This window comes from Nocardioides imazamoxiresistens (assembly GCF_032378595.1).
GTDB lineage: Bacteria > Actinomycetota > Actinomycetes > Propionibacteriales > Nocardioidaceae > Nocardioides > Nocardioides imazamoxiresistens.
In genome coordinates, this window is the sequence record NZ_JAVYII010000009.1 from 74876 (window position 1) to 97733 (window position 22858).

The window sequence follows — 22858 nt, forward strand, 5'->3', positions numbered from 1 at the left end:
CGGTGCACACGGGAGCCGCCCGCCTCGAGGTGGGGGGGTACCGAGCGAGCCGTGGGCCAGGTCACGCTGGATCGTTCACATTTCCTCCCGTCGGCGCCCATCCGTCTAGACCGGTCGCCACGAAGCACCTGCATGACCGTGGACAACCTCCCGGCCGAAGATGGCGACGAGCTCCACCGCATCCTCGTCGTCATCCCGACTTACAACGAGATCGAGAACCTCGCGGAGATCGTCGCTCGCACCCTCCCCGCCGCCGGGAGCCCGGACGTCCTCGTCGTCGACGACGGCAGCCCCGACGGCACCGGCGACCTCGCCGACCGGATCGCCGCCGCCGACCGTCGCGTCCACGTGCTGCACCGCGCCAGCAAGGACGGCCTCGGCGCCGCCTACCTCGCCGGGTTCGCCTGGGCCCTCGATCACGGCTACGACGTCGTGGTGGAGATGGACGCCGACGGCTCCCACCGCCCCGAGCAGCTGGGCCGCCTGCTGGCAGCGCTGCCGCAGGCCGACCTCGTGCTCGGCTCGCGCTGGGTGCCCGGCGGACGCGTCCACGACTGGCCACCCCACCGGCGGCTGCTCTCGCGCGGCGGCAACGCCTTCGTGCGTCGCGCGCTGCGCGTGCCGCTCGGCGACGCGACCGGCGGCTACCGCGCCTTCCGTGCCAGCGCGCTGCGCTCCCTCGACCTCGAGGGCGTCCAGTCCCAGGGCTACTGCTTCCAGGTGGACCTGGCGCGCCGCGTCCTGCAGGCCGGCCTGCGGGTGCGTGAGGTGCCCATCGACTTCTCGGACCGCGAGCTCGGCACCAGCAAGATGTCGGGCGCCATCGTCCGGGAGGCCGTCGCCCAGGTCACCCGCTGGGGACTCAGCGACCGGGTCCACCGCCGCGGCCGTGCCCGCGTCGTCGTGCCGCCCTCGCCGGTCGTCGCCATCCCGCCCCGCTGAGCCGCAGCGACACCCGCCCCGACCGACGTCCCGTCCGGGCCGCGCCCCGCGCGGCCCGCGCAGCGGCGTCCCACCCCCGCCGTCCGGAGGCCCCGCCATGCCCGCCCGCATGCCCGCCCGCACCCCTGATCGCACCCCTGATCGCTCCCGTGACCGCCGCGCGGCGCGCCGCGCCCTGACCCGGTCCGCGCCCATCGGGGCGGCGCTCGGTGCCGCCCTCGCCGTCCTGACCGCGCCCGCCCACGCCGCCGAGCAGGACCCGCCGCTGCTGCCCCCCGGCCAGGACGCGCCGGTGCCCGACCCGGCGCCCGCTGTCCCGGCTCCGTCCGCGCCGGGCCCCGACCTCGACGGGTCGTCGCTGTCGTGGGTCGGTGGTCTCGGCATCACGGCGCTGGTGACCATCTCGGTGCTGCTCACCGTGGTGGCCGCGACCACCCTGTGGTGGATGCTGCACGCCTGGCGCAGCGTCGACTCGCTGGCCGCGACGAGCTTCTCCCGCGCGCCCGTCGAGCCCCGCCACCGCATCTCGCTGCTGGTGCCCGCCCGGCACGAGGAGGCCGTCCTCGGTCACACCCTCGACCGTCTGGCGGCATCCGACCACCCCGACTTCGAGATCATCGTGATCATCGGCCACGACGACCCGGGCACCGAGGCCGTGGCCCGCGCGGCCGCCGCGCGGCACCCGGACCTGGTGCGGGTCGTGATCGACCACAGCGTGCCCAAGAACAAGCCCAAGGGGATGAACACCGCCCTTCCCGAGGTCACGGGCGACGTCGTCGGGGTCTTCGACGCCGAGGACGAGGTGCACCCCGACCTGCTGCGCCTGGTCGACGCACGGTTCACCGAGACCGGCGCCGACCTCGTCCAGGGCGGCGTGCAGCTGATGAACGTCCAGAGCGCCTGGTGGTCCCTGCGCAACTGCCTGGAGTACTACTTCTGGTTCCGCAGCCGGCTGCACTTCCACGCCGAGGCCCGCTTCATCCCGCTGGGCGGCAACACCGTCTTCGTCCGCACCGAGCTGCTGCGCGGCGCCGGGGGCTGGGACGGCGAGTGCCTGGCGGAGGACTGCGAGCTGGGCGTCCGCCTGTCCACCGAGGGCGCCACGGTGGCCGTGGCGTACGACCCGCGGGTCGTCACCCGGGAGGAGACCCCGGGCAGCCTGACCTCGCTGTTCAAGCAGCGCACGCGCTGGAGCCAGGGCTTCCTGCAGGTGCTGCGCAAGGGCGAGTGGAAGCGCCTGCCGACCCGCCGCCAGCGGGCCCTGGCCCGCTACACCCTGGCGATGCCGTTCCTGCAGGCCTTCACCGGTCTGATGATCCCGGTCTCCGTGGCGCTGGTGCTGTTCGCGAAGGTGCCCGTCGTCGTCACCCTGCTGACGTTCCTGCCCATCGTGCCGACGCTGCTCACCCTCACCGTCGAGGTCGCGGGGCTCGGCGAGTTCGGCCGGACCTACCGGGTCCGGATCCGGGTCTGGGACTACGTGCGCCTCGTGCTCGGCACGTTCCCCTACCAGGTGTTCCTCGCCGCGGCCGCCGTGCGCGCCGTGTGGCGCGAGCTGCGCGGCGACGGTTCCTGGGAGAAGACCGAGCACACCGGCGCCCACATCGATCCGCTCACCCCGCCCCACGGCGACCGGCCCGAGCCGGTGCCCGCCACCACGCGGAAGGCTGCCTGATGACCACCCTGCTCGACCCGCCCGAGGTCGGACGCCTCCGCGACACCGCGGACGGCTCCGACCCCTCCCACTCGGCCGGCTCGGCCGACGCGACGCCGGTCGGCGGCACGGCCCGCCCGCCGCTGCGCCGACGTGCGCTCGACGGGCTGCGACACCGACGCCGCTCGCTGGCCTGGCTCCTCCCGCTGTTGGCGCTGACGGCGGCGGCCCGCCTGGTCAACCTGGGCGGCACGCCCCAGCGCATCGACGACGAGGGGACGTACGCCGCGCAGGCCTTCGCCGTCGAGCGGCTCGGCGAGCTGGCCCACTACACGTACTGGTACGACCACCCGCCGCTCGGCTGGATCCAGATCGCCGGGTGGACGGCGCTGACCCGCGGCTTCGACCGCCACGACATCGCGGTCGTCGCCGCCCGCGAGGCCATGGTCGTCGCCGCCGTCGCCGCGGCCGCACTGTTGTGGGTGCTCGCGCGCCGGCTCGGGCTGGGCCGACCCGCCGCTGGGCTCGCCGTGGCTCTCTTCGCGCTGTCCCCGCTGGCCGTGCAGTTCACCAAGACGGCCTACCTCGACAACGTCGCGACACCGTGGGTGCTCGCCGCGTTCGTGCTGGCCCTGAGCCGGCGCAACCAGCTGATGGCCTTCACCGGCGCGGCGGTGTGCTTCGGGGTCGCCGTGCTGTCGAAGGAGACCTCGCTGCTGCTCCTGCCGTTCCTGGTCTGGCAGCTGGTGCGCACCGCGCACCCCAGCACCCGGCGCTACACGCTGTCGGTCTCGGGCGCCCTGCTCACCATGATCGGGCTGGGCTACGTCGTCTTCGCGCTGGTCAAGGGCGAGCTCGTGCCGGGTGAGGACCGCGTCAGCCTCGTCGACGGCCTCGCCTTCCAGCTCGTCACCCGCGACGCCAGCGGCAGCGTCCTGGACGCCGGCACGCAGGCGGGGCTGACCGTGCGCACCTGGCTCACGCTCGACGCGGTCCTGCTCACCGCCGGCCTGCTGGCCGCTCTGGCCGCGCTCGCGCTGCGCGCCCTGCGGCCGTACGCGGCGGCATACCTGCTGCTCACGCTCACCGTGCTCAAGCCGGGCTACCTGCCCGTCCCGTTCGTCATCGCGCTGCTGCCGTTCGCGGCGCTGCTGGTCGCGGGCGTGGCGCAGGCGGGCGTACGCCTGGTGCGCGACCGCGAGACCTCCCGACCGCGTCGCTCCCTCGGCGCGGTCGTCGTCGCCGCAGGGCTCGCCGCCGTCGTCGCGGCGGGGGCGCTGTGGACCGGGCAGCTGCGCGGCCTGTGGACCTCGGACCTCGACGCCCCGCTGCGCGACGCGCAGAGCTGGGCGGCCACCAACCTGGACGAGGACGACCGGATCCTGGTCGACGACGCGGCCTGGGTGGACCTGGTGCGCGCGGGCCTGCCGCGCGAGCAGGTGGTCTGGTACTACAAGGCCGACACCGACCCCGACGTCTCCGACCTGACGCCGAACGGCTGGGCCGACTACGACTACGTGCTCGTCACCGAGGGCATGCGGCAGGGCGCGGGCTCGTCCCCGACCCTCGACGCGGCCCGCGAGAACAGCATCCGCGTCGCCGAGTTCGGCGAGGGCGGCGACGCCGTCGAGCTGCTGCGGGTCCTGCCCGACGGCACCGACGACTTCTACGCCCGGGCCTACGGCGACGAGCAGGCCCGCACGGCCGCGGCCCGGCTCCTCGCCGACAACCCCTCCGTGTCGCTGTCCGACGAGGCCCGCGAGCGGCTGCTGGCCGGCGACGTCGACGGCCGCGTGGTGACCCTGCTCGCCCAGCTGGCCGGCGAGCGCACCCTCTCGGTCGCCGACTTCCCCACCGTCCCCGGCGAGGCGGGCAGCGAGCTGCCCGGCCGCACCGTCGAGCTCGACGGCGTCGACGGCGAGGCTGTCGACGGCGCCGGCGGGGACGCCGTGGTGGCCGAGGCGCGCGACCAGGTCGGGGCGTACGCCCTGCAGGACGTCGAGCGCGGCGACGACACGCTCACCCTGCGCTTCCCCGTCGCCGGGCCGTCGGCCCTGCTCCCGGAGCCGCCGCAGGAGTGAGCCGACCCGCCGACCTCCCGCCCGACCTCCCACCCGCTCGACCCGACCGCGACCGCACGTCCCCCACCCGGCAGCACCACCGAGAAGGAGCAGCGACGATGACGACGCCCACCCCCCGAGCAGACCGCACGACCTCCCGACGCACCTCCGCCACACGCCTCGCCGTGTGCCTCGGAGCGCCGCTGGCCCTCGGCTGCACCGCCCTCGCGGTCGCCCCCGGCGCCCAGGCCGCACCCGCCACCCCCGTCCCCGCGACCGCCCCGGGCACCGACGCCCCGGGCACGGAGGCCGCCGAGACCACCGGATGGGTGCGCGCGGGCCACCTCTCCCCGGGCACCCCGAAGGCCGACGTCACCCTGACGCCGTTCTCCGGCGGCGACCCGGTGACCATCCGCGGTGTCGCGTTCAGCGACGTCACCGACTACCTCCGCGTGCCGCAGGGTCTCTACACGCTCGCGATCCGCGCCGAGGACCAGCCGGACTCGCAGCCGATGGTGACGGCGAACGTGCAGGTCGACGCGGGCTCCGCCTCGACCGTGATCGCCACGGGTGAGGACGGCCCGGCGCAGGTGCAGGTCGTCACCGACGACCTCACGCCGCCCGCCGACGACAAGGCCAAGGTGCGCCTGATCTCCGCGGCCAGCACCTCGGAGCCCGTCACCGCGACCGTCGTCGACGGACCGGTGCTGGCCGACGAGGTGACCACCGGCTCGGCGACCGGCTACGCCGAGGTCGAGGCCCAGACCTGGGACATCGACGTCACCGCGGGCGACGTGGACGCCCCGGCCAGCAGCATCCCCGTGGAGGCGGGCGGCGTGTACACCCTCCTGGTGCTGGGCGACGACGCCGGCGGCCTCGAGCTGCAGGCGATCCAGGACAGCGCCGGCAGCGGGCCCATGCCGCAGGGCGGCGTCGACACGGGCGCCGGCGGTCTGGCCGCCCCGACCGGCACCGGCACCGGTGCCGGCGGGGACGCGTCCGCGCTCCTCGCGCCCGCCGCGGGCACGGCGCTCGCCGTGGCCCTCGGGGGCGCGCTCGTGCTGCGCACCCGGACCCGCCGCCACCTCGAGGAGACCGGATGAGCGCCCGAGCAGCCGTGCGCACGGGCGCCCCGCTGGTCTCGCTGGCGCTGGCCGGGACCCTGCTGGCCGGCTGCTCCGACGACGACGACGGCAGCGCCGGCGGCCCCGGCGGGGTGTTCGCCCCGCTGGTCGAGGAGGTCGACGGCGACACGGCGGCAGCGGAGTTCCTCGACGACTACGTCGACGACGACGGCCGCGTGGTGCGCACCGACCAGGGGGGCGACACCGTCAGCGAGGGGCAGGCGTACGCCCTGCTCATCGCGCTCGGCGCCGGGGACCGCTCGACCTTCGGCGAGGTCTGGGACTGGACGCGGGACAACCTCGTCCGCGACGACGGGCTGCTGAGCTGGCGCTGGGCCGACGGCGAGGTCGTGGACCCCTCCGCGGCCACGGACGCCGACCTCGACGCGGCGCGGGCCCTCGTGCTCGCCGGCGAGCGCTTCGACGAGCCCGCCTGGACCGAGGACGGCGTCGCCCTCGCCGAGGCGGTGCTCGACCACGCCACCGTGGAGGTGCCCGAAGGCCTGGCCGTCGTGGCCGGCGAGTGGGCCACCACGGCCCCGTTCTGGTTCAACGCCAGCTACGTCTCGCCGGCGACGACCGACGTGCTGGGCGACGCGACCGGCGACGAGCGCTGGGCCGCCGTCGAGGCGGGGTCGCGAGCGGCGCTGCTGTCGCTCACCGAGGCCACCGCGCTGCCGCCCGACTGGGCCCACGTGCAGGACGACGGCACGGCGTACCCCGTCGAGGGACCCGGCGGCCAGCCGGTGCAGTTCGGCTACGACGCCGCGCGCGTGCTGCTGCGCCACGCCGAGTCGTGCGAGGACGTCGACCGCGAGATCGCCGCCGACCTGGTCGACGTGCTGGGCACCGGCGAGACGGTGGCGATCTACGACCTCGGCGGCAGCGGGACCACGGCGGACCGCTCGCCGCTGATGACCACCGCGCAGGCTGCCGGTCTCGCGGCCGCCGGCGACACGGCCGGGGCCACCACCGCGCTCCGCGACGCGGTCGCGCTGGCCGACGAGGTCCCGACCTACTACGGCGACGCCTGGGCGGCCCTCGCGCCGCTGATGCTCGGCGACCCCGCCCTCGGAGGCTGCGCGCCGCTGGCCGAGGGCGACGCGTGAGCCCGGCGCCGGCGCGGCTGCGTCGGGCCCTGGTCGCGGGACCCGTCGCACTGCTCCTGGGCGCGCTCGTCGCCTGCGCTGGTGCGCCGGGCCCGTCGGCGGAGGGCGGGGACACCGCGGGGTCCTCCAGCGCCCCCGCGTCCCCGGACGCTCCGGGGGACCGGTCGACCCTGGACGTCGAGGGCGCCTCGCGGACGGCGCCGCCGACCCGCGTGCGCGTGCCCTCGCTCGACGTCGAGTCCTCGCTGGACGCCCTCGGACGGCTCCCCGACGGCACCCTGGAGGCGCCGCCCGAGTGGCAGGTCGCCGGCTGGTTCGCGGACGGGGTCGCGCCGGGCGACCGGGGCCCGGCCGTCATCGCCGGTCACGTCGACTCCCCCACCGGCCCCGCCGTCTTCGCCGACCTCGACCGGCTCCGCCCCGGCGACCGGGTCGAGGTCGACCACGAGGACGGCACGACCACCGCGTTCGAGGTGGACCGCACGGCGGTCCTCCCGCGCGACGACTTCCCGACCGAGGAGGTGTACGGCCCCGTGCCCGACGCCCAGCTCCGACTGATCACCTGCGACGGCACCTACTCCGCCGAGCGCGGCTACTCCGACAACCTGGTCGTGTACGCGACCGCGGTGCCCGCGTGAGCGGGGGCGACGCGGCCCGCCGCCTCGACCTGACGCGCGGCCTGCGGCACGGGCACCGGCTGCTCGCACGCTTCGGCACCATCGGCGCCCTGGCGTTCGTCGTGGACGTCGGCACCTTCAACCTGTGCCGCCACCTGCTCGAGCTCGGCCCGCTGACCTCGAAGACGATCGCCGTCGTCGTCGCGACGAGCCTGGCGTTCGTCGGCAACCGGTCGTGGACCTTCGAGGGCCGCGGCCGGCGCGGCGCGGGGTCCGCGTACGTGCTGTTCGGCGTCGTTAACGGCATCGCGCTGCTGATCGCCCTGGCCTGCCTGGCCACGAGCACGTACGTCCTCGGGCTCACCTCGCCGCTCGCCGAGAACATCTCGTCCAACCTGGTGGGCGTGGGGCTCGGGACGCTCTTCCGGTTCTGGGCCTACCAGCGGTGGGTCTTCCCGACCGCCCCGGCGCCCGAGGCCGAGGCCGGGACCGACGCTGCCGACGCCGTGCCCGGGCACCACCGCGACGGCACGCGGCTCGCCGCCTGAGACCGGTCGGTCCCGAGCCGCATGCACCTCCCGGCGCGCGGATACCGGGCACCTGCGACCTCCGGCCTGGCGCCGGGTCGGACCGGGCGTAGATGCCGGCGTTCCAGACCCAGGGGCGCCGGCATCGCTCGTCTCCGCGGCACCGCCCGCACGGGTGTGCCTGATGTGCGGGTCCTCCGGCAAGATGTGCCCGTGAACGACCCCGACACCCTGCGTCGCGCCGTGGCCGACGCTGCCCTCGCCATGCAGAACGAACGTGGCAGCCAGGAGACCATGCAGGTGGCGGCGGACGCCGCCCGCCACCTCGTCGCCGGCTGCCAGATCGCCGCCGTCTCGGTGCTCACCCGGTCGGCGTTCGAGAGCGTCATCACCTCCACCGACCCCGACGCCGCCATCTTCCTGCCCGGCGGCGCGACCGGCGCGCACGAGGCCGTGCAGGAGATCGACACCCTCCAGCACGAGCTGGAGGAGGGCCCCTGCCACGAGGCCATGCGCCGCGACGCGACCATCCACTGCGAGGACCTGGCCGTCGACACCCGCTGGACGCGCTGGTCCCCCGTCGCGCTCGAGCGGCTCGCCGTGCGCAGCGTCGTCAGCCACCCCCTGTCGGTGGGCGCCAAGGTGCTCGGTGCGCTCAAGGTCTACGGCGCCGAGCCGTCCGCCTTCACGCTCGACGACGTCGACCTCCTCGGCACCTTCGCCGTGCACATCAGCGTCGCCCTCGCCGCGAGCCGCGACCTCGAGCACCTGCACGACGCGCTCGACTCCCGCACCCTGATCGGCCAGGCCACCGGACTCATCATGGCCCGCTACGACCTCTCCGCCGACGCGGCGTTCGCCGCCCTGGCCCGCACCTCGCAGGAGACGAACACCAAGGTCCGCGACCTCGCCGACCAGCTGGTGCGCACCGGGCGGTTCCCGGCCGAGGGCCAGGCCCGGCGCAGCACCGGCTGAGGGGTCAGAAGGCGTACCGGACCCGGCAGCCGGGCAGCTCGGTCCCGATCAGCTCCAGCAGCTGGTCGAGCCAGCGCCGCTTCCACCGGGCGCGGTAGCGGACGTTCTCCTGCCCGCTGTGGCTGGTCTTGGACTCCTGCAGGTCGGGGCGCCACAGCAGCTCCTCGCCGCGCGGGTGCCACCCGAGGTTCACGTCGTGCAGCGCGGCGTTGTGGGTCAGCATGATCACCTCGCAGGCCAGCTGCGCCCTCGCGGCCGGGCCCAGCACGTCGGCGATCTCGCGGAGCAGCTCGCGCCACTCGTCGTGCCAGCCCTCGTGCAGCACCACGGGGCTGAAGTTGAGGTGGACCTCGTAGCCCGCCTCGACGAGGTCGTCCACGGCCGCGATGCGCTCCGCGACCGGCGAGGTGCGCAGGTCGAGCCGGCGCGACATCTGGCGGGGCATGAGGGAGAAGCGCACCCGGGTCCCGCCGCGCGGGTCCCACCCGAGCAGGTCGCGGTTGACGAACTTGGTGGCGAAGCTGGCCTTCGCGTGCGGCAGCCGGGCGTACAGCTCGACGAGGTCGCGCACGTTGTCGGAGATCAGGGCGTCGACGGAGCAGTCGCCGTTCTCCCCGAGGTCGTAGACCCAGTCGACGGGGTCGCACTGGTTCGGCTCCGGCTTGGGTCCCTGCCGCCCGGCGTGCCGCTCGAGATAGCCGAGGATCCGCTCGATGTTGACGAAGACGGTGACCGGGTTGGCGTACCCCTTGCGGCGCGGGACGTAGCAGTAGCTGCACGCCATCGCGCACCCGTTGGAGGTCGAGGGGGCGATGAAGTCGGCCGAGCGGCCGTTGGGCCGCGCCTGCAGGCTGCGCTTCTCCCCCAGCACCAGGACCTCGCGCTTGTTGCGCACCCAGGACTCGACGGACCCGGCGTTGCCGTAGAGGCCGGGGATGTCCTGGTGGCTCGGCACCACCACGCGCTCGGCGTCGGGGAACCGCTCGAGCACCTCCCGCCCGCGCGGCCAGCTCTCGACGTCGGGCTCGTGGTAGATCGTGCGGATCGAGAGCATCCGGTCGGCCGGGTCGCGGCGTGCCGCGACGCTCACCGGATGCCCGAGCGGGTCAGTCCCGCCACGAAGTAGCGCTGCAGCACGACGAACATGACCAGCAGCGGCAGGCTCGACAGCAGCGCCATGGCCATGATCCCGCCGTAGTCGTTGTCGTAGGCGGTCTGCAGCAGCCGCAGGGCGACCGGGAGGGTGTAGAGGTCGGGGTCGCGCAGCGTGATCAGCGGCCAGAGGAAGTCGTTCCACTGCGTCATGAAGGCCAGCAGCGTCATCACGGCGATCAGCGGCCGGGCGTTCGGCAGCACCACCCGCCGGAACGCACCGAACGTGCTGCACCCGTCCACCCGCGCCGCCTCGACCAGCTCGTCGGGGAACCCGACGAAGAACTGGCGGGCCAGGAAGAGGCCCAGCGCCGTCGAGGCCGACGGCAGGATCACCGCCCAGAAGAACCCCACCAGGCCCAGGCGCGCGACGAGCTCGAACTGCGGGATCATCACCACCTGCGTCGGCACCACGAGCGTGCCGAGCACCACGAGCAGCACCAGCCCGCGGCCGCGGAAGCGCAGCTTCGCCAGGGCGTACCCGCCCAGCAGGTTGACCGCGACCGACAGCAGGGTGGTCAGACCCGCGACGAGCAGGGCGTTGCCGAACCAGCGGGCGACCGGGAACCGGTCGAAGAGGCCGCGGAAGTTGTCGAGGGTCCACCGGCCCGACCACAGGCTGGCGCCGTCGTCGAGCAGCGCGTCGCGCGGGGTGAAGGCGATGACGACCATGGCCGCCAGCGGCAGCACGAACACCGCGCAGACCAGGACGCAGACGAGGAAGCGGACCGGACGCGACACCTCAGGCCTCCGTCCGGGTGCCGCGACGCAGCTGCAGCAGCGTCAGCAGCACCGTGATCACGAACAGCACGACGCCGACGGTCGCGCCGTAGCCGAAGTTGCGCGCCGGGCCGAAGCCCTCGTCGTAGGCGTAGGTGACCAGCATCGTCGTGGAGTAGCCGGGCCCGCCGTTCGTCATCACGTAGACGACGTCGAAGACCTGGAAGGACCAGATCAGGTTGACCAGGACCAGGAAGAAGGTCGTCGGGCGCAGCAGCGGCACGACCACCCGACGCGTGACCTGCCACGGCCCGGCGCCGTCGACGCGGGCGGCCTCGACCACCTGCGGGTCCACGTCCTGCAGGGCCGCGATGTAGACCACCATCGAGAACCCCACGCGCGACCACAGCGTCATCACCACGACCGAGGTCATCGCCAGCGCGCCGTCGGACTGCCAGGACACCGCCCCCAGCCCGAGGTCGGCGAGCACCCCGTTGACGATGCCGACCGACTCGTCGAAGAGCAGCAGGCCGACCAGCGAGGTCACCAGCGAGCTGACCACGATCGGCAGGTAGACGATGGTCCGGAACAGCCCGCGGCCCGGGAGCGCCTTGTCCATCAGCAGCGCGAGCCCCAGGCCCATCAGCACGCCGACCGGCACGGTGGCGACGGTGAAGATCGCCGTGTTGAGCAGCGCGCGCCAGAACACGTCGTCGGCGAGCAGCCGCGCGAAGTTGTCGAGACCGCTCCACGTGCCGCCGCCGAAGGACCGCTTGTCCTGGAACGCCATGAGGAACGCCCACACGAGCGGGCCGGCGAGGAAGACGCCGAGCAGCAGCAGGTTGGGCGCCAGCATCGCCCAGGCGACCCGCGCCTGACCGCGTGCTCCCGTCGAGCCGCGCGGTTCGGGCGCCGCGGCGCCGGGGGTGCCGGGGCCGGGCAGCTCCTCGAGCGCGGGGGCACTCACGAGGCCGCCCCGTCGTTGAGCGCCGCCGACGCGTCGACGCGGTCGGCGATGGCCCGCAGGGTCGCCGCGGCGGAGCGACCGCCGAGGAAGCACTCCTCGAGCTCGTTGGCCAGGTCGACGTTGACCTCGGCGAACGTCGGGGTGGTCACGTCGGCGACGTCGCGGTCCTCGATGGTCGTCACCTGGTCGGCGTAGACGCCCATGAGGTCGCCGCCCACGGCGAAGTCCAGGTCCTCGGCCGCCAGCGACTCGCGGGTCGGCAGGAGCACGGAGGCCTCGCAGAACTGCTGCATCGCCTCCGGCGAGGACAGGTAGACGAGCAGGTCGGCCGCCAGCTCCGGGTTGGCGGAGTCGCGGGTGGCGACGACCGCGTTCCCACCCAGCTCGCTGGCGCGCCGCTCGTCGCGGGGCTGGTAGGTCACCGCGTACTCGAACCGGTCGCCGATCGTCTCCGCGAAGGCCGGCACCAGGAAGTTGCCCGCGAAGAGCATCCCCAGGCGCCCGGCGGTGAACTGCGCGTCGGGGTAGGTGGGGCTCTTGGTCGACGTCGTGCCCGGCACCCACCCGTTCTCGAAGAACGACCGCGTGAACTCCAGCGCGCGCCGCCCGGCGTCGTCGTCGAGGGCGGCCGAGGTGAGCTCCTCGTCGTAGAGGTGGCCGCCGGCCATGAACAGCCAGGTCAGCCACCGGAACGCGCCGGCGGCCTGCCAGTTGACGGCGAAGGCCGAGCGGCCGTCGGGCGCGGCGTCGCGCACGCGGTCGGCGACGTCGCCGAACTCCTCCCACGACCAGGCGTCCTCGGGGCGGTCGGGCACCGAGGTGACGCCGGCGTCGCGCAGGACGTCGGGGCGGTAGACCAGCGCGGTGGTGTCGACGTGCTGGGGGATGCCGTAGCGCCGGCCGCCGAAGGTCACCGCCTCCATCAGCGCCGGGCGCACGTCCTGCGCCAGCTCGGCCAGCGGGTCGGTGACGTCGAGCAGCTGTCCGGTCGCCGCGTACAGGCCCATCGTCGGGTAGTCGACCCGGAAGACGTCGGGCGCGGTACCCGAGAGCAGCCCCGCGTCGACGCCCGTCGCGAAGTCGGCGAACGGCACGACGGTGAGGTCGACGGTGACGCCGCGCTCGGCGGCGAACTGCTCGCCCAGCCGTGCGTACACCTCGGTCTCCACGTCGGTGCCGTAGACCTGCATCGTGACGCGGTCGCGTCCGCCGCTGCTGGTGCTGGAGACCCGGCGCGTGAGGCCGGCGCACCCGCCCAGCGCTGCCGCGCCCAGCGCGGCACCACCCGCAGCGACCCCGCCCCGCAGGATCGTGCGCCGACCGATCCGCACGGGGGCTGGCATGGATCGGAGTCAAGCACACCGTTCACAACCGACGCCTCACCCCAAAGGGGCGGTGGCAGGGGTACGCACGGGCGTCGCGGCGTCAGCCGAGGCGCACGCCCGTCAGCTCCTCCGACACGTCCCACAGCCGGGCCGCGGCCGCGTCGTCGCGCAGCGGGCGCCACAGCCGCTGCGGTCCGGGCGGACCGCCGACGCGTCCGGGGCCCTGCGGACCGAAGAACGCGACGGCGCCCTGCGAGGTCGGGTCGCTGGTGGTCGCCGCCAGGAGGGCCGGCAGGGCCGCGCTCTCGGGCGTACCCGTCAGGCCACGCGCGGAGAGCCAGCGGATCAGCCGCACCCCGCGGGTGTCCTCCGCGCGACCCACCTCCGAGCGCGCGGCCAGCAGGCTGGTCGGCGCCACGCCGGGGTGGGCCAGCGTGCTGGTCACGCCCCACCCGCCCGCCGCGCTGCGGCGCGCGAGCTCGGCGGCGAACAGGCCGCAGGCGATCTTGGACTGCCGGTAGGCCGCCATCCCGTCGTAGTCGGCGGTCCACTGCAGGTCGTCCCAGTGCACGCTGCCGCTGCGGGCCGCGATGCTCGTCTGCGACGTCACGCGACCGCGTCCCTCCCGCAGCAGCGGCAGGAGCGCCGCGGTCAGGGCGAAGTGGCCCAGGTGGTTGGTGCCGAGCTGCAGCTCGAAGCCGTCGGCGGTCGTGCCGCGCTCGGGCGGCGTCATCAGCCCGGCGTTGTTGACGAGCAGGTGGAGCGGGCGCCCCTCGGTGACGAGACGCTCCCCCAGCGCGGCCACCGACGCCAGCGAGGCGAGGTCGAGGTCCTCGAGCCGGACGGTGGCGCTCGGCGCCTGCTCCCGGATCCGCGCGACCGCGGCCTCCCCCTTCGCGCGGTTGCGCACGGGCAGGACGACCTCGGCCCCCGCCCGCGCCAGCGCCGTCGCGATCCCCAGCCCGATGCCGTCGCTGCCGCCCGTCACCACGGCGCGCCTGCCCGTCTGGTCGGGGACCGCCACCTCGAACGTCCTCGGTGCCACTGTGCGCTCCTGCCCGGCTGCTCGCCCGTCGTCGTCCCCGGGCCGCTCCCGGGGACGACCCCAGCCTGCGACCTCCGGACGACGCGGACCACGGTCTGTCGATCCCTGGATGACGGCTCCCGGAGCGGGCAGCATGAGCGCATGATCGACCGACCCGGTCTCGCCGGCTTCCTGCGTCGACGTCGCGAGGCGCTGCAGCCCGAGGACGTCGGGCTGCCCCGGGGCGTGCGCCGGCGCACCCGCGGCCTGCGCCGCGAGGAGGTGGCCGCGCTGTGCCACATGTCGACCGACTACTACTCGCGTCTCGAGCAGGAGCGCGGCCCCCAGCCCTCCGAGCAGATGGTCGCGGCCATCGCGCAGGGCCTGCACCTCACCCACGACGAGCGCGACCACCTGTTCCGCCTGGCCGGGCACCGGCCGCCGCTGCGCGGCGCCAGCGGCGACCACGTCGGCCCCGGCATGCTGCGCATCCTCGACCGCCTCGTCGACACCCCCGCCGAGGTCGTGACCGAGCTCGGGGAGACGCTGCGCCAGACCCCGCTCGGGGTCGCTCTCGTGGGTGACCTGACCCGGTACACGGGGCCGGCGCGCAGCATCGGCTACCGGTGGTTCACCGATCCCGCCGCGCGGGACCTGCACCCGGTCGAGGACCACCACTTCTACTCGCGCATGTACGCCTCCGGCCTGCGCGGGGTGGTCGCGCGCCGGGGCCCCGGCTCCCACGCGGCCCGGCTCGCCGACCTGCTCCTCGAGCGCAGCCAGGAGTTCCGCGAACGGTGGGCGGAGCACGAGGTCGGGATCCGCCCCCGGCCGCTCAAGCGCTACGAGCACCCCGTGGTCGGCCGCCTCGAGCTGGCCTGCCAGGTCCTCCTCGACGCCGACGAGTCGCACCACCTGCTCGTCTACACCGCCGAGCCGGGCAGCGAGTCCCACGAGAAGCTGCGCCTGCTCGGCGTCGTGGGCGCTGCGGGCGCCGGGGCCTGACGCGGTCCACGCGGGGTCGAGCGGGGTCGGGCGCTCAGTCGCCCACGCGCTCCCCCGAGACGCCCTTGCCGCTGTTCCAGCCGTGCCAGCGGTCGACCTCGAGCACGGCGGTGACCCGCGGGCTCTCCTGGTCGGGGTAGTCCTGGCCCCGGTAGTGCCGGCTGATCCGGTTGATGTCCTCGAGACCCTCGTCGTCGCGCAGCTCGACGGCGCGGCCGACGACGGAGACGTGGACGTACCACGACGCCTCGTCGAGGACCGTCAGCGACAGCCGGGGGTCGCGGCGCAGGTGCTGCAGGCGGACCCGCGTGCTGTCCATGCTCAGCAGGATCCGGTCGTCGTCCTCGAGGAGGTACCAGGTCGCCACCGACACCGGGGCGCCGTCCTTGCGCAGCGTGGCGACCACCGCCGGGTTCGGCTTGTGCAGCAGCGCGCGCAGGTCGTCGGGGAAGGGCATCTCGGGCATCGGTTCCTCCTGGTTCGTCGCGGCGGGGACCTTCGCACGGTCCCTCCGGCCAGTGTGCTGGGCGGCGGAAGACGCGACCGCTCCCCCACCCGCGGACGGGTGGAGGAGCGGTCGGGCGCTGCGGCTGTGCCGGCGGGTCTCAGCCGGCGGCGGGCGCCAGCTCGTTCGGCGTCACGTCGAGCTCGGTGCTGGCGAGCACCTCGCCCGTGGTCAGGTCGACCGCGTGCACGGAGTCGCTCGCGGGCTCGGTCACGTACGCGACGTCGCCGGCGACGGTGATGGCCGGGTGCGGGTCCTGCCACTCGGCCGGGCCCTCCCAGGCCTCGACGACCTCGAAGGAGTCGGTCAGCTCGCCGGTCGCGGGGTCGATCACGTGGATGGCGCCGTCGGTGCCGAGGAGGTACGCGAGGTCGCCGGGGCCGCGCACGACGTCGCGGAAGGTGTAGCCCACGCCCTCGGGCAGGTCGACGACCTCGTAGGTCCCGGCCTCGGTGTCGATGAGCGTCACCGCGTTCAGCAGGTAGCCCTCGGCGTCCGGGTCGTTCTTGTAGTCGCCGACGACGAGCGGGCTGGTCTCGCTGACGTAGGCGTTGCCCATGCGGCCGTAGGGCTCGTCCGGGGCGTCGAGCTTGGTGATCTCGCCGTCCTGGTAGACGAGCGCGCCGTCCTCGCAGCCGAAGACGACGGCCTCGCCCTGCGCGGTGCCCTCGCCGTGCACGCCGGGGCACTCGTCGCTCTGGGCGACGACCTCGCCCGCGGCGTCGCGGACCTCGATGCCGGAGCGGCCGTCGGCGTTGCCGACGGTGGTGAGGAAGGTGCCGTCCTCGAGCACGACGGAGACGCCGTGGTGGGCCTCGACGCCCTCGACCGTCTCGGTCTCCGGCAGCTCGCCGGCGGCGACCGCGTCGGTCAGGTCGGCGGTCTCGAAGATGGTCGAGTCGCTGGTCCCGTCGGCGTACAGCACCGTCTTGCCGCCGTGGCGCACGACGTGACCGGCGGTGTCGGCCTCGAAGACGAGGTCGGTCAGCGCGGCGCCCTCCTCGGTGCCGGCGCCGGTGTCGAGGACCTGGAAGCCCTCGCTGGTGGTGACCATGACGTGGCGGTCGTCGCCGGCGGCGTTGAGGCGGGTGAACTCCTCGGAGTCGAAGTCGCCGACGACCTCGAGGGTCTCGCCGTCGAGCACGAGGATGCCGCCTTCGTAGGCGACGGCGAGGCGCGGGCCGGGCGACGCCGGCGAGCTCGTGGAGCCGCTCGTGGCGACGTCCGTGGCGTTCTCGTCGGCCTCGCCGGAGGAGCAGGCCGCCAGCGTCGTGAGCGCACCGAGCGCGATCGCCGTGACGCTGAGGCGGAGGGGGTGGGAGTGGCGCAAGGTCTCTTCCTTCTGGTGGGTGGTGGTGGCCCTCATGCGGACAGGCCGTCGGTGATGCGCTCGGTGTTGACGCGCATCATGGTGAGGTAGTCGGGGGCACCGCCGTCGGGTGCCGTGAGCGACTCGGTGAACAGCTCGACGACGTCGACGTGGACGTCGGCCTCGCTGGCGAGCGCCTGGACGAGCCGGTCGGGCGAGGACGACTCGGCGAAGATGGTGGGCACGCCGGTCTCCTCGACGGCACCGACGAGGTCGGCGAGGTCGGAGGCGGACGGCGCCGCCAGGGTCGTGCCGCCGGGGATCACGGCGCCGACGACCTCGAAGTCGAAGCGATCGGCGAGGTAGCCGAAGACGTGGTGGTTGGTGACCAGGGCGCGACGCTCGGCGGGGATGGACGCGAAGGACTCCGTCATCTCGGCGTCGACCTGCTCCACCTCGGCGCGGTAGTCGGCGGCCTGCTCCTCGACCACGCCGGCGTCGACGCCGTCGAGGTCCGCGAGCACCGGGGCGAGCGCGTCGACGACGTCGAGGACGCGGGCGGGGTCGGTCCAGAAGTGGGAGTCGGGGGTGCCGGCCGCGTCGCCCTCGGCGTACTCGAGGACCTCGATCACGTCGCCCGCCACGAAGGTCGGCACGTCCTCGTCGGCCGCGGCGTCGAGGTGCTGCTGCAGCCCCTCCTCCAGACCGAGGCCGTTCGAGACCACCAGGTCGGCCGAGCGCAGCCGGGCCGCCTCCTGCGCCGAGATCTCGAACGAGTGCGGGTCGGCGTCCGGCTTCATCAGCGTCATCACCTCGACCTCGTCGCCGACCAGGTTCTCGACGACGTCGCCCAGGATGTTGGTCGAGACGACGACGAGGGGGCCGTCGTCGGAGCCGCCGACCGCGCAGGCGCTCAGCGAGCCGGCGGCGACGAGCGCCGCGGCAGCGAGGGTGGTGGCTCGGGTGATGGCTCGGGTAGTGGCAGGGCGGCGCACGTCAGCGTCCCGTCTCGGCGGTGAACGCCGGCTCGTCGAAGGTCTCGAAGGTGCGGGCGACGCGGGCGCCGTCGGCGAAGTCGATCTCGAACAGGCGCCGCTCGACGGGCCCGCTCAGGTACGCCCGCTGCTGGTCCGCCAGCAGCGCCGGCGCGCGGCCCCCGGCGACCGACGTGGCGACCAGCGGGTCGGTCTCGGCGAGCACCGCACCGTCCTCGCCGTCCATCACGAGCACGCGCCCGTCCGCGGTGAGCGCGAGCAGGTGCTGCTCGGCGTCGTCGACGGCCGTCACCGACACCAGCGGCTCGGGGGCGGGCAGCAGCGTCCACGAGCGCTCGCGGGTGTCGAGCAGCCAGATGCCCTCCTCCCCGGCCAGGGCCGCGACGGTGGGGCGGCCCTCGCGGTTGTCGAGGTCGCTCGCCGCGGGCGCGGTGGTGCCGTCGGGGTACGGGACCCGCTCGACGACCAGCTCCTCGTCCTGCACGTGGGCCAGGAGCGCGCCGTCGGCGCAGCCGAGGACCGCGCCGACGCGGGTGGTGATCGTGCCGGCCGGGTCCACGCACGCCTCGGTGAGGCCGGTCGGCTCGCCGTCGGAGGTGTACGCATCCACCTCGCCGTCACCGGTCGTGACCAGCGCGAAGGACCCGACGGGCACGACCAGCCCGGCGTGCGCGCCGACGTCGAGGCGGAACCGCTCGTCGATCTCGCCCTTCGACAGCTGCTCGGTGTCGAGGAGCACCGCCTCGCCGGATTCCGGGAAGAACAGGCCGGTGCCGCCGGTCGTGGAGAGGTTCGTGGTCGCGACCGTGGCCGTGCCGCCGCCCTCGACGGCGCCCAGCAGCTGCGGGTCGGCGCGGTAGTAGTGGAAGTGGTCCACGTGGTCCCAGGTCCACCGGCCGCTGTCGACGATCTCGACACCGGCGTCGGTCTGCGCGAAGAGGTAGCGCCCGTCGGTGGTCATCGCGGTCGGCGCGCCGATCTCGCCGAGGTCGGTGACGCTCTCGTCGAGCAGGTCGAGGTGGCTGACCGCGCCCGACGGCGCGATGGTGGTCAGCCCGAGCTGCGGCTCGGAGACCTCGGCGGCGCCGGCGACGGCGCCGTGGCCGTCGCCGCCCGTGTCCGAGGCGTCCGAGGCGGCGGCGTCCTGCGCCTCCTCGGGCTCGGAGGAGCAGGCGGCCAGCGTGAGGGCGAGGACGCTGACGACGGCCAGGCTGGGGATGCGGGAGCGCACGGAGGTCCTTTCGGTGCGGTCGGGGGCGGGCGGAAGAGGGGCGGGGAGAAGGACGGCTCAGGCCGGCGAGCCGGCCCGCTCGGCGGTGGCGGCGACCGGCTCGGGCGTCGTCGCGCTCGGCGGCACCACGCCCCGGTGCTCGTGGGGTCGGCGCCACGAGCGGATGCCGTCGAGGGCCGAGCGCAGGAGCCACGAGACGCACGCGATGGCGATGGCCGAGCCCGCCACGGACGCGCCGGCGGCGGTCGCCGCGTGCCACGAGACGAGCAGCCCGACGAGGACGGCCAGCACGCCCAGCGCCGCGGCGAGGGCCATCCGCGTGGGGATCCGCGCGGTCCAGTGCTGGGCCGCGACGGCCGGCGCGAGCAGCAGACCGACGACCAGCAGCGAGCCGACGGCCTGGTAGGAGGCGACGACGGCGAGCGTGACGAGGCCGACCAGGGCCGCCTGGGCCACGCGGGGCGCCAGGCCCAGCACGGACGCGATCCGCGGGTCGACGGCCAGCGCGACGAGCGAGCGGTGGGCCAGCGCGGCGACGAGCAGCCCGAGGGCGGCGGCGCCGGCGAGGAGCACGAGGTCGAGCGGCGCGATCGCCAGGATGTCGCCGAAGAGGATGGCGGTCGCGTCGGTGGCGAAGCTGCCGGAGTGCGACACGATGATGACGCCGAGGGCGAGCATCGCGACGAACAGCAGGCCGATGCTGGTGTCGTAGGACAGCCGGCCGCGCCGCTGCAGGACGCCGATGCCCAGGCTCATCGCGACGGCGCTGACCGCCCCGCCCAGCATCGCCGGCCAGCCGAGGACGGTGGCGAGCGCGACGCCCGGGAGCATCCCGTGCGCCAGCGCCTCCCCCAGGAAGGCCATGCCGCGCACGACCACCCAGGTGCCGACGACGCCGCACAGGACGGCGACGAGGCTGCCGCCGAGCAGGGCGCGCTGGAGCAGCTCGAGCGAGAACGGCTCGAGGAGCGCGTCGTGGAGGAAGGTCACGGCGGAGGACGCTAGACGGAAATGGGAATGATTATCAAACTGAGTTACGGTGCTCCGGTGATCGACGCCCCCGCCGCCTCCCCCCGCACACCCGACGTCGCGCCGACCGTCGCGCGACTGCGCGACGTGCACGTCGTCTTCGGCCTCCGCCCGGCCCTGTGCGGCGTCGACGTCGACGTCCGGGCGGGCGAGGTGCTGGCGGTCGCCGGGCCCAACGGCGCGGGCAAGTCGACGCTCCTCGAGGTGCTGGCGGGCACCCGCGTACCGACCGGTGGCACCCGTTCCACCGGCGCCGCGACCGCCTTCGTGCCCCAGCGGGCCGCCGTGCCCGACAGCCTGCCGATCACGGTGCGCGACGTCGTGACCCTCGGCGCCTGGGGCCGCCTCGGGCCCTGGCGTCGCCTCGACGCGACGGCCCGCGCGGCCGTGGAGGAGGCGCTGGGCCGGATGGGGGTCGCGGACCTCGCCCGCAAGCCGTACGCCTCCCTGTCCGGCGGTCAGCGGCAGCGGGCCCTGCTGGCCCAGGGCCTCGCGCGCGGCGCGGACCTGCTGCTGCTGGACGAACCGACGACGGGGCTCGACCGGGCCAGCGGTGACGCCATACGGGTCGCCGTGCGCGACGAGGCCGGGCGCGGGGTCGCGGTGGTCTGCGTGTCGCACGACCCGGTCGTGCTCGCGGAGGCCGACCGCGTGCTGCACCTCGAGGACGGCCGGGTGGCCACGCGCTAGGGTGGCGCCGCTGGTTCGCCCCGGCACCCGGTCGGCGGCGAGGCAAGAGGGAACCCGGTGCGAGACCGGGACTGCCCCGCAGCGGTGAGCGGGAACGACCGCCGTCATGAAGCACTGGGACCACAGGCCCTGGGAAGCGACGGCCAGTAGGGACACGCCGGCCCCCGAGCCGGTGCGTACGCCCGCGAGTCCGAAGACCTGCCAGCACCCCGCGCAGCGCCGTGCTCGCGGGTGGTCGGATGCCTCGAGGGCGGGCTCCACGACACGTCGGACCAGCGGTACGCGCGCGTGCGCCGTGGCGGTCCGGGTGCGCGTTCCTCCTCGTGGCGACGGCCTTCACCAGCTGTCCGAGGAAGAGACTCTGATGACGCACCGCACCCCCCGCCGCTCCCCCCGCCCCACCGCGGCCGGCGCCCTGGCGCTCGTGGCCGTGGCCGCCCTGACCGCCTGCTCCCCCGGCGGCTCCGGCTCCACCGACGCATCCGACGAGGCGCGGCTGCGCTTCGCGTACGCGTTCACACCGACCACCGCGCTGTCGCCGTACTCCGACGACGCCACCACCGCCTATGCCGCCGGCGCCACCGAGACCCTCGTCCGGCTCGACCCGGCCGGCCTGCCGGAGCCGTCGCTGGCGACCCGCTGGGAGCAGGTCGACCCGACCACCTGGCGCTTCGAGCTGCGCGACGACGTCGTCTTCCACGACGGCACGCCGATGACCGTCGAGACCGTCGTGGCCGCGCTCGACGCGGCCGCCGCGGCCGAGCCCGCTCCCCGCGCGCTGGCGGGCGGCACGATCGACGCCCGGGCCGACGGCGACGGCGCCGTGCTCGTCGCGACCGCGGAGCCCGACCCGGTCCTGGTGCAGCGCCTGACCTCGCCCGAGCTCGTGGTGCTCGCGCCCGACGCGTACGCCGACCCGGCCCGGCCGACGCCGGTGGGCACCGGGACCGGGCCGTACGAGATCACCGACACCGACCTGTCCACGAGCATGACGCTCGAGGCGAACCCGGACTACTGGGCGGGCACGCCCGCGCTCGACGGTGTCGACGTCACCTTCGTCGGCGACGCGGGCGCACGGCTGCAGTCGTTCCGCTCCGGGCAGGTCGACCTCGCGCAGGCGCTGCCCGCCGCGCAGCTCGACCAGATCGACGACGACCAGCTGCTGGCGGTGCCGCTGCCACGCACCGTCAGCCTGCACCTCACGCAGACCTCCCCCGTGCTCGCCGACCCGGGCCAGCGCGAGCTGGTGCGCGCGGCCGTGGCCGAGCTCGACCTCGCGGGCACCATCTACGCCGGGCGTGCCGAGCCGGCCGGCGGGCTGTTCAACGCCGCGGTCTCCGCGTGGGCGCAGGACCGGGACGAGCCCGCGTACCCCGACGCCGCCGCGGTGGCGGAGGCCGGGCCGCTGCGGCTGGCCACGTTCACCGACCGACCGGAGCTGCCCGAGATGGCCACCGCGATCGCCGACGCCCTGCGCGCCACCGGCTTCGAGGTCGAGGTCGTCGCCCGGCCCTACGACGAGATGGAGGCCGACTACCTCGACGGCGCCTACGACCTCGTCGTCATGAGCCGCTCGTACGGCCAGGACACGGCCGACCCGGTCGGCTACCTGCAGGCCGACTTCTCCTGCGGGGGCACCTACAACCTCAGCCGCTCCTGCGACCCCGACCTCGACGCCGAGCTCGCGGCGGCCCAGACCCTCGCCGACCCCGACGAGCGCGCGGCCGCCGCCGTCGCGGTCGAGCAGCAGGTGCTCGCCGACGTCTGGGCGGTGCCGCTCGTGCACGACGCCACCCAGTTCGGCTTCGAGGGCGTCACCGACCTCGCGGCCGACCCGTTCGAGCGCGCCGTCGTCACGCACACCACGAGCGTGCAGCGCTGAGGACGCAGGCGCTGGC

21 protein-coding genes and 1 riboswitch are annotated in these 22858 nt (G+C 74.8%); of the genes, 11 read left to right on the top strand and 10 right to left on the bottom strand.

The features are described 5' to 3' along the window. Positions 1-132 precede the first annotated feature (132 nt). The 8 genes from RDV89_RS17875 (at position 133) to RDV89_RS17910 (ending at position 9008) form a co-directional block, all read left to right on the top strand. A complete protein-coding gene (locus RDV89_RS17875) occupies positions 133-942 on the top strand; it encodes a polyprenol monophosphomannose synthase (RefSeq protein ID WP_315735253.1) in 810 nt (269 codons plus the stop codon). A 97-nt stretch (positions 943-1039) separates the two neighbouring features. Further along, positions 1040-2617, top strand: a complete 1578-nt coding sequence (locus RDV89_RS17880; RefSeq protein ID WP_315735255.1) for a glycosyltransferase family 2 protein — start codon at positions 1040-1042, stop codon at positions 2615-2617. Beyond that, a complete protein-coding gene (locus RDV89_RS17885) occupies positions 2617-4677 on the top strand; it encodes an ArnT family glycosyltransferase (RefSeq protein ID WP_315735258.1) in 2061 nt (686 codons plus the stop codon). The genes RDV89_RS17880 and RDV89_RS17885 overlap by 1 nt, the downstream gene beginning before the upstream one ends. Positions 4678-4775: 98 nt before the next feature. Next, positions 4776-5759, top strand: coding sequence for a DUF4397 domain-containing protein (locus tag RDV89_RS17890; protein ID WP_315735259.1), 984 nt, complete (start codon positions 4776-4778; stop codon positions 5757-5759). Continuing rightward, positions 5756-6889, top strand: coding sequence for a glycosyl hydrolase family 8 (locus tag RDV89_RS17895; RefSeq protein WP_315735261.1), 1134 nt, complete (start codon positions 5756-5758; stop codon positions 6887-6889). Before RDV89_RS17890 ends, RDV89_RS17895 begins: the two co-directional genes overlap by 4 nt. Further along, positions 6886-7527, top strand: a complete 642-nt coding sequence (locus tag RDV89_RS17900; protein WP_315735263.1) for a class F sortase — start codon at positions 6886-6888, stop codon at positions 7525-7527. The genes RDV89_RS17895 and RDV89_RS17900 overlap by 4 nt, the downstream gene beginning before the upstream one ends. Then, positions 7524-8054 carry a GtrA family protein gene (locus RDV89_RS17905; protein WP_315735265.1) on the top strand — a complete coding sequence of 177 codons (531 nt, stop codon included), beginning with the start codon at positions 7524-7526 and terminating at the stop codon, positions 8052-8054. The genes RDV89_RS17900 and RDV89_RS17905 overlap by 4 nt, the downstream gene beginning before the upstream one ends. A gap of 192 nt (positions 8055-8246) precedes the next feature. After that, positions 8247-9008 (top strand): GAF and ANTAR domain-containing protein, encoded by a 762-nt coding sequence (locus RDV89_RS17910; protein ID WP_315735267.1) that lies wholly within the window; start codon positions 8247-8249, stop codon positions 9006-9008. Positions 9009-9012: 4 nt separating this feature from the next. On the opposite strand, the gene RDV89_RS17915 is transcribed toward RDV89_RS17910, so the two are convergent. The 5 genes from RDV89_RS17915 to RDV89_RS17935 form a co-directional block, all read right to left on the bottom strand. Then, on the bottom strand, positions 9013-10098 hold the full coding sequence (locus tag RDV89_RS17915) for a spore photoproduct lyase family protein (RefSeq protein ID WP_315735269.1): 1086 nt from the start codon (positions 10096-10098) through the stop codon (positions 9013-9015). Next, entirely contained in the window at positions 10095-10901 is an 807-nt protein-coding gene (locus tag RDV89_RS17920) for a carbohydrate ABC transporter permease (RefSeq protein ID WP_315735271.1), read from the bottom strand. Before RDV89_RS17920 ends, RDV89_RS17915 begins: the two co-directional genes overlap by 4 nt. Position 10902: 1 nt before the next feature. After that, complete coding sequence (locus RDV89_RS17925; protein ID WP_315735273.1) at positions 10903-11847, bottom strand: carbohydrate ABC transporter permease; 945 nt, start codon at positions 11845-11847, stop codon at positions 10903-10905. Beyond that, complete coding sequence (locus RDV89_RS17930) at positions 11844-13190, bottom strand: ABC transporter substrate-binding protein (protein WP_315735275.1); 1347 nt, start codon at positions 13188-13190, stop codon at positions 11844-11846. Before RDV89_RS17930 ends, RDV89_RS17925 begins: the two co-directional genes overlap by 4 nt. A gap of 82 nt (positions 13191-13272) precedes the next feature. Further along, positions 13273-14217 carry an SDR family oxidoreductase gene (locus RDV89_RS17935; RefSeq protein ID WP_315735277.1) on the bottom strand — a complete coding sequence of 315 codons (945 nt, stop codon included), beginning with the start codon at positions 14215-14217 and terminating at the stop codon, positions 13273-13275. A gap of 141 nt (positions 14218-14358) precedes the next feature. Here RDV89_RS17935 and RDV89_RS17940 point away from each other — a divergent pair, with 141 nt between their 5' ends. Next, the gene (locus RDV89_RS17940; RefSeq protein WP_315735279.1) at positions 14359-15201 is read left to right on the top strand and encodes a helix-turn-helix transcriptional regulator; all 843 of its coding nucleotides are present in this window, start codon (positions 14359-14361) and stop codon (positions 15199-15201) included. Positions 15202-15235: 34 nt separating this feature from the next. On the opposite strand, the gene RDV89_RS17945 is transcribed toward RDV89_RS17940, so the two are convergent. The 5 genes from RDV89_RS17945 to aztB all read right to left on the bottom strand — a co-directional run bounded on the left by RDV89_RS17945 (position 15236) and on the right by aztB (position 20231). Beyond that, positions 15236-15667: a PPOX class F420-dependent oxidoreductase gene (locus RDV89_RS17945; RefSeq protein ID WP_315735281.1), complete on the bottom strand. Its 432-nt coding sequence runs from the start codon at positions 15665-15667 to the stop codon at positions 15236-15238. Between the two features lie 139 nt (positions 15668-15806). Next, on the bottom strand, positions 15807-17072 hold the full coding sequence (aztD, locus tag RDV89_RS17950; protein ID WP_315735283.1) for a zinc metallochaperone AztD: 1266 nt from the start codon (positions 17070-17072) through the stop codon (positions 15807-15809). Then, a complete protein-coding gene (gene aztC, locus RDV89_RS17955; RefSeq protein WP_315735285.1) occupies positions 17069-18010 on the bottom strand; it encodes a zinc ABC transporter substrate-binding protein AztC in 942 nt (313 codons plus the stop codon). The genes aztD and aztC overlap by 4 nt, the downstream gene beginning before the upstream one ends. A gap of 1 nt (position 18011) precedes the next feature. Next, positions 18012-19241 (bottom strand): ABC transporter, encoded by a 1230-nt coding sequence (locus RDV89_RS17960; protein WP_315735287.1) that lies wholly within the window; start codon positions 19239-19241, stop codon positions 18012-18014. 57 nt (positions 19242-19298) lie between these two features. Beyond that, positions 19299-20231 (bottom strand): zinc ABC transporter permease AztB, encoded by a 933-nt coding sequence (aztB, locus tag RDV89_RS17965; protein ID WP_315735289.1) that lies wholly within the window; start codon positions 20229-20231, stop codon positions 19299-19301. A 57-nt stretch (positions 20232-20288) separates the two neighbouring features. On the opposite strand from aztB, the gene aztA reads away from it, so the two are divergent. Then, positions 20289-20960, top strand: a complete 672-nt coding sequence (gene aztA, locus RDV89_RS17970) for a zinc ABC transporter ATP-binding protein AztA (protein WP_315735291.1) — start codon at positions 20289-20291, stop codon at positions 20958-20960. Positions 20961-20969: 9 nt separating this feature from the next. After that, a riboswitch (cobalamin riboswitch) is annotated at positions 20970-21166 on the top strand. A gap of 158 nt (positions 21167-21324) precedes the next feature. Further along, positions 21325-22842 carry an ABC transporter substrate-binding protein gene (locus tag RDV89_RS17975; RefSeq protein ID WP_315735293.1) on the top strand — a complete coding sequence of 506 codons (1518 nt, stop codon included), beginning with the start codon at positions 21325-21327 and terminating at the stop codon, positions 22840-22842. The last annotated feature ends 16 nt before the right edge of the window (positions 22843-22858 follow it).

Coding starts and splice junctions, on each gene's coding strand:
- aztD (WP_315735283.1), bottom strand. CDS start 17,072: ATGAGGGCCACCACCACCCACCAGAAGGAAGAGACCTTGCGCCACTCC.
- RDV89_RS17975 (WP_315735293.1), top strand. CDS start 21,325: ATGACGCACCGCACCCCCCGCCGCTCCCCCCGCCCCACCGCGGCCGGC.
- RDV89_RS17880 (WP_315735255.1), top strand. CDS start 1,040: ATGCCCGCCCGCATGCCCGCCCGCACCCCTGATCGCACCCCTGATCGC.
- RDV89_RS17875 (WP_315735253.1), top strand. CDS start 133: ATGACCGTGGACAACCTCCCGGCCGAAGATGGCGACGAGCTCCACCGC.
- RDV89_RS17895 (WP_315735261.1), top strand. CDS start 5,756: ATGAGCGCCCGAGCAGCCGTGCGCACGGGCGCCCCGCTGGTCTCGCTG.
- RDV89_RS17940 (WP_315735279.1), top strand. CDS start 14,359: ATGATCGACCGACCCGGTCTCGCCGGCTTCCTGCGTCGACGTCGCGAG.
- RDV89_RS17930 (WP_315735275.1), bottom strand. CDS start 13,190: ATGCCAGCCCCCGTGCGGATCGGTCGGCGCACGATCCTGCGGGGCGGG.
- RDV89_RS17885 (WP_315735258.1), top strand. CDS start 2,617: ATGACCACCCTGCTCGACCCGCCCGAGGTCGGACGCCTCCGCGACACC.
- RDV89_RS17890 (WP_315735259.1), top strand. CDS start 4,776: ATGACGACGCCCACCCCCCGAGCAGACCGCACGACCTCCCGACGCACC.
- RDV89_RS17945 (WP_315735281.1), bottom strand. CDS start 15,667: ATGCCCGAGATGCCCTTCCCCGACGACCTGCGCGCGCTGCTGCACAAG.